Annotated in this window: 6 protein-coding genes; 1 reads left to right on the top strand and 5 read right to left on the bottom strand. The window is 72.6% G+C overall.

Translation table 11 applies throughout. From position 1 onward, the window contains the following. Positions 1-66 precede the first annotated feature (66 nt). Entirely contained in the window at positions 67-933 is an 867-nt protein-coding gene (locus GTW43_RS18540) for a phosphatase PAP2 family protein (protein ID WP_161303133.1), read from the bottom strand. A gap of 75 nt (positions 934-1,008) precedes the next feature. After that, positions 1,009-2,043 (bottom strand): LacI family DNA-binding transcriptional regulator, encoded by a 1,035-nt coding sequence (locus tag GTW43_RS18535; protein ID WP_161303131.1) that lies wholly within the window; start codon positions 2,041-2,043, stop codon positions 1,009-1,011. Positions 2,044-2,235: 192 nt separating this feature from the next. Between GTW43_RS18535 and GTW43_RS18530 the strand changes: the two genes are divergently transcribed. Beyond that, positions 2,236-2,586, top strand: a complete 351-nt coding sequence (locus GTW43_RS18530; protein WP_161303130.1) for an isomerase — start codon at positions 2,236-2,238, stop codon at positions 2,584-2,586. Here GTW43_RS18530 and GTW43_RS18525 read toward each other — a convergent pair. The 3 genes from GTW43_RS18525 to GTW43_RS18515 are packed head-to-tail and all read right to left on the bottom strand — an operon-like array spanning position 2,565 to position 5,293. Beyond that, entirely contained in the window at positions 2,565-3,293 is a 729-nt protein-coding gene (locus tag GTW43_RS18525) for a TetR/AcrR family transcriptional regulator (RefSeq protein ID WP_161303129.1), read from the bottom strand. The two genes, GTW43_RS18530 and GTW43_RS18525, sit on opposite strands and share 22 nt — an antisense overlap. 45 nt (positions 3,294-3,338) lie before the next feature. Then, entirely contained in the window at positions 3,339-4,415 is a 1,077-nt protein-coding gene (locus GTW43_RS18520) for a PDR/VanB family oxidoreductase (protein ID WP_161303128.1), read from the bottom strand. Next, complete coding sequence (locus tag GTW43_RS18515; protein WP_161303127.1) at positions 4,412-5,293, bottom strand: metal-dependent hydrolase; 882 nt, start codon at positions 5,291-5,293, stop codon at positions 4,412-4,414. The genes GTW43_RS18520 and GTW43_RS18515 overlap by 4 nt, the downstream gene beginning before the upstream one ends. Between the last annotated feature and the right edge of the window lie 228 nt (positions 5,294-5,521).

The following is a 5,521-nucleotide window of genomic DNA, read 5'->3' as shown; positions in this document are numbered from 1 at the left end:
GTAGCGCCTGCATTTCAGGGGCGCGGGGAACTGCGCGGCCGGCCCCCACCGGGGCGCGGTCGTGGGTCATACCTTCATCGGCAGGGCCGGGGCGGAGCCCGACGCGACGGCACGCGGCAACGCGTACGGCAGGCCCCCGTACCAGCACCACGCCACCGCGTAGCCGAACGCGAGGCACGCCATGCCACCCACCGCGTCCAGCCAGAAGTGGTTCGCCGTCGCCACGATCACGACGAGCGTCGCCGCCGGATAGACCAGCCCGAGCACCCGCACCCACGGCACCGTCGCCAGCGCGAAGATCGTCAGCCCGCACCAGAGCGACCAGCCGATGTGCATCGAGGGCATCGCCGCGTACTGGTTCGACATGTTCTTCAGGTTCCCCGAGGCCATGGAGCCCCAGGTCTGGTGCACGGCGACGGTGTCGATGAAGTGGCCGCCGGTCATCAGGCGGGGCGGCGCCAGCGGGTAGAAGTAGTAGCCGACCAGCGCGACCGCCGTCGTCGCGAACAGGACGAGCCGGGTCGCCGCGTACCGCCCGGGGTGGCGACGGAACAGCCACACCAGGACACCGAGCGTGATGACGAAGTGCAGCGTCGCGTAGTAGTAGTTCATGCCGACGACGAGCCAAGACACCCCGTCGACCGCGTGGTTGACGCTCTGCTCCACGGCGATCCCGAGATGGTGCTCCGCCTGCCAGATCCAGTCCGCGTTCCGCAGGGCCTGGGCCTTCTGCTCCGGGACCGCGTTGCGCACCATCGAGTACGTCCAGTAACTCACCGCGATGAGAAGGATCTCGAACCAGAGCCGTGGACGCCGCGGGGTGCGCAGACGCCGCAGGAGTGCAGGGGCCCGCCGCCCGGCGCGATCGTCCGCGTTGGGTGAGTTGGTGGGCCCTTGTCGGCCTTCCAGTGTCGTCACGGTCTTTTCACCCATAGACGCAGAGTCTGCCAGATTCCGACCCCCCGTCCGATCATCCCTCGGGCGGGTCCCGGACGCACCCTCTACGCCTCACGGACGAGGCCGCACCCCAGGGGACGAGGCCGTGGAACCCCGGACGACCAGCTCCGGCATGAAGACGAACTCGCTGCGGGGCGCAGGCGTGCCGCCGATCTCCTCGAGCAGCGTGTTGACGGCGGCCTGGCCCATCGCGTGCACGGGCTTACGGACCGTGGTCAGCGGCGGATCCGTGAACGCGACGAGCGGGGAGTCGTCGAAGCCGACCACCGACACGTCCCGCGGCACGTCGAGGCCGCGCTCCCGTACCGCCCGCACGGCACCCAGTGCCATCATGTCGCTCGCGCAGACGAGCGCCGTGCAGTCCCGGTCGAGGAGGGCGGCGGCGGCCGCCTGCCCGCCCTCGAGCGTGTACAGGGAGTGCTGGACGAACTCCCGCTCCACCTCGTCGGGGGAGAGCCCGAGCCGCTCGCGCATCGCCCGCACGAACCCCTCGGTCTTGCGCTGCACCGGCACGAACCGCTTCGGGCCGAGCGCGAGCCCGATCCGGGTGTGCCCCAGCGAGACGAGGTGCGTCACCGCGAGCGCCGCCGCGGCCCGGTCGTCGGGCGAGATGAACGGGGCGGCGATGGACGCCGAGTAGCCGTCGACGAGCACGAACGGAACGCCCTGGCCGTGCAGTCGCTCGTAGCGCCGGGTGTCGGCCGTGGTGTCGGCGTGCAGCCCGGACACGTAGATGATGCCGCTGACCCCGCGGTCGACGAGCATCTCGGTCAGTTCGTCCTCGGTGGAGCCGCCGGGGGTCTGCGTCGCGAGGACCGGGGTGTACCCCTGCCGGGTCAGGGCCTGCACGACGACCTGGGCGAGCGCGGGGAAGATCGGGTTCTCCAGCTCGGGCGTGATGAGGCCGACGAGCCCCGCGCTGCGCTGCTTGAGCCGCATCGGGCGCTCGTAGCCGAGGACGTCCAGGGCGGCGAGCACGGACTGGCGGGTGGCCGCGGCGACACCGGGCTTGCCGTTGAGCACACGGCTGACCGTCGCTTCGCTGACCCCCGCGTGTGCTGCTATGTCGGCAAGGCGTGCGGTCACGGGACGGACCTTACCGGTCACCACCCGTATTGCCCACCGGCTCGCGCCCCCGGCGGACTTGGCCGGGCCGCCGTTCCGCCCGGGCGGGCCGGACCGTCCGCCCGTCGGACGGTGAGTTGTGCCGGGCCCGCCGGCACCGTCAAGGTGAGCGGTGACCTGCCCACGGGCCCGTACGCATCACGGAGTGAACCCATGCCTCTGATCACCGTCGACCACTCCCCGGGGCTCGACGACCGCCTCGACCGGGTCAAGCTCGCCGGTGCCGTGCACCAGGCCTGCGTGGACACCGTCGCCGCGCGCATCCCCGCCTGCAAGACGCGCTTCCGCCGCGCCGAGGAGACCGTCGTCGGGGACGGCGCCGCGCCGGACCTCGTGCTGCACGTCGAGGTGTCCCTGCTCGCGGGGCGCACCGACGAGGCCAAGGCGGCGCTCGCCGAGGCGGTCATCGGACTGCTGCCCGCGCACATCCAGGACCCGGCGGGCGTCCACCTGTCGGCCGAGGTGCGCGACCTGGAGCCGTCCTACCGGTCCGCCGTCGGCTGAACCGTCCGGACGCTCCCGGCCGGCGCCAGCGTCACGAGCCGTCCGACGAGCTCCGCGAAGGGGCCGTCGGCCGGCTCGTCGGCCAGGATGCGGCGCAGCAGCACGGCCATCTCCGCGTCGTGGGCGGCGCTGACGGCGGCCAGGGCCGCGAAGTCGTGCACCAGCTGTGTCTGGAGCTCCTCGCGCGGGATGCGCCGCCCGTCCAGCCAGATCAGCGCCGTGGACTCGGCGAGCGACACCCAGGTGCGGACCACGAGGTCCAGGCGCGCGGACGGCGCGGGCACCCGCAGGTGCGCCAGGATCTGGACGTACGCGGCCTGCCGGACGGAGTCGATCAGCGCGTTCGTCGTCGACGAGCCGACGGCCGGGCCGCCGCGCATCAGCGCCGAGAAGCCGGGCCCGTGCTCGTCCACGAAGTCGAAGAAGCGGCTCATCACGCGCAGCAGACGCGCCCCGAGCGGTCCCTCCTGCGGTTCCTCGAAGCGCTCCGCGAGCTCCTGCGCGGCCCGCTGCAACGCGGCCTCGTAGAGGCTGAGTTTGCCGGGGAAGTAGTGGTAGACGAGCGGCCGCGAGATGCCCGCGGCGGCCGCTATCTCGTCGATGGAGACCTCGTCGGGCGAGCGGTGGCTGAACAGTTCGAGAGCGACCTCGATCAACTGCCGCCGCCGCTCCTCGACTCCCAATCTGCGCCGCACCCCGGTAGTCATACCGAACACTTTACCGAGCGGATCAGGCCGCCGAGCTCACCCGCCTCAGAGATCGAGAACGAGGCGCTCACCACGGCATCGTGAGACACAGATGAGCATCGAACCGTCGCGCTCCGCGTCCGTGAGGAGCTCGTCGCGGTGGTCGATGTCGCCCTCGACCACGCGCTGTTGGCACGTGCCGCAGAAGCCCTGCTCGCAGGAGTACGCGAGACCGGGCACCTCGGGGCGCAGCGCGGCGAGGACCGTGGTGTCCGCGGGGACGTGCACGATCGTGCCGCTGCGCCGCAGCTCGACCTCGAACGGCCCGTTCCCGTCGGCCGAATTGCGTGGGGTGAAGCGCTCCAGATGCAGCTCCCGGCCCGTCGGCAGGAGCTCCTCGACGGCCGTCATGAGGCCCTCGGGGCCGCAGCAGTACACGGCGGTGCCCGGCGCGGTGGCGTCGAGCGCGGCCGCGAGGTCGGGTCGGCCGTCCCGGTCCTCGGCGACCACGGTGACCCGGCCGCGCTGCCGGTCGAGCTTGGCCAGCTCCTCCAGGAACGGCATGGAGGCGAGGCCGCGGCCCGCGTAGAGCAGCGTCCACGCGGCGCCCCGGGCCTCCAGGTCGCGCAGCATCGGCAGGACCGGCGTGATCCCGATGCCGCCGGCGACGAAGAGGTGGGCGGGCGCGGCGGTGTCCAGCGGGAACCGGTTGCGCGGGCCGCGGACCTCGATCTCGTCGCCCTCGGCGAGTTGCTCGTGCACCTCGGCGGAGCCGCCGCGGCCGCCGTCCGCGACCGGGATCAGCCGGGTGGCGACGGTGTACGAGGAGGTGTCCTCCGGGTCGCCGCACAGCGAGTACTGGCGGATCAGGCCGGACGGCAGGACGAGGTCGAGATGGGCGCCGGGCCGCCACGCCGGCAGGTCCCGGCCTTCGAGGCGCAGCTGGACCACCCCGTCGGCGATCCGCTCGTGGCCGGTGACGCGCAGCCGCAGCGCGCGGGCGCGCGGGCGCCCCGAGACCGGCTCCTCCAGCGCGGGCAGCGGCCACAGCGGGGAGTTCTTGACGCGGCGGCGCAGCGCGTGGCGCACCACGACGGCGGCCCCGGCGACGAGGGCGGCCCGGCGCAGGGTGCGCGCGTTCACCGGGCGGCTCCTTCGCGGGCCTCGGCGGCGGTGGCGGCCGGGGACGTGGCCAGGTAGGCGACGGCCTGCTCGGTGTCGCCCTCCTGCTCGGGGTGGTAGCCGCGGCTCAGGTAGCGCGGGATGGAGCGCAGCATGTCGCCGGTGGAGGGCAGGACGCCCTCCTTGCCGCCGCGGTAGAAGGCCTTGAACGAGGCCTTGCCGTCCAGCAGCGTCGGGTCGTTCTCCATGAAGAAGCGCGCGCCGCGCTGCCACAGGAAGATCAGGGCCGTGAAGGCGGTGGCCCAGGTGCGGGCCCGGCGCCGGTAGCCGCCGTCGAGGTGCATGAACAGCTCGAAGGCCACGGACCGGTGCTCGACCTCCTCGGCGCCGTGCCAGCGCAGCAGGTCCAGCATGGTCGGGTCGGCGCCGCGCCGGTCCAGCTCGTCGGCGTTCAGGACCCAGTTGCCGAGGAACGCGGTGTAGTGCTCGATCGCCGCGATCAGCGCGACCCGCTCCATCAGCCACCACTGGCGGGCCCGGCCCGGCGGCAGGGTCCGGTCGCCGAGCAGCTTCTCGAAGAACCAGTCCACCTGGGCGGTGTACGGGGTCGGGTCCAGGCCCTGCTCGCGCAGGTGCGGCAGCACCTCGTCGTGGGCCTGCGAGTGCATGGCCTCCTGGCCGATGAACCCGATGACGTCCTCGCGCAGCCGGTCGTCACGGATGAAGGGCAGCACCTGCTTGTACACGTGCACGAACCAGCGTTCTCCCGCGGGCAGCAGGAGGTGCAGCACGTTGATCGTGTGCGTCGTGAACGGGTCGTCGGGCAGCCAGTGCAGGGGAGTGTCGTCCCAGGCGAAGGACACCTGGCGTGCCTTCAGCGTGACGCGCTTGTTAGACATGCCGTCAATGTACTGAGGGGTAGAGCGTCCGGACAGACCTCGGGGCGGACTTTCTTGACGCGATTGTCAGCAAGCCGGGGGCGGGCCCCCGCTCACCCCAGCGGACCGATCCGCGCACCGCCGGAGGTCCGCCCCGAAAGGCTCGCCCTCGCGTCCCGCGCCAGCGGCACCGTCAGGGTCGCGCCGGTGCCCGTCGTGCCCGCCGCCGTCACCCGCGCCACGCCCTTG

Origin of the sequence: Streptomyces sp. SID5785, assembly GCF_009870065.1 — a bacterium.
In the GTDB taxonomy this organism is placed as follows: Bacteria; Actinomycetota; Actinomycetes; order Streptomycetales; family Streptomycetaceae; genus Streptomyces.
The sequence above is the reverse complement of the archived record's forward strand: the minus strand, read 5'-3'. Positions and strand labels throughout refer to the sequence as shown.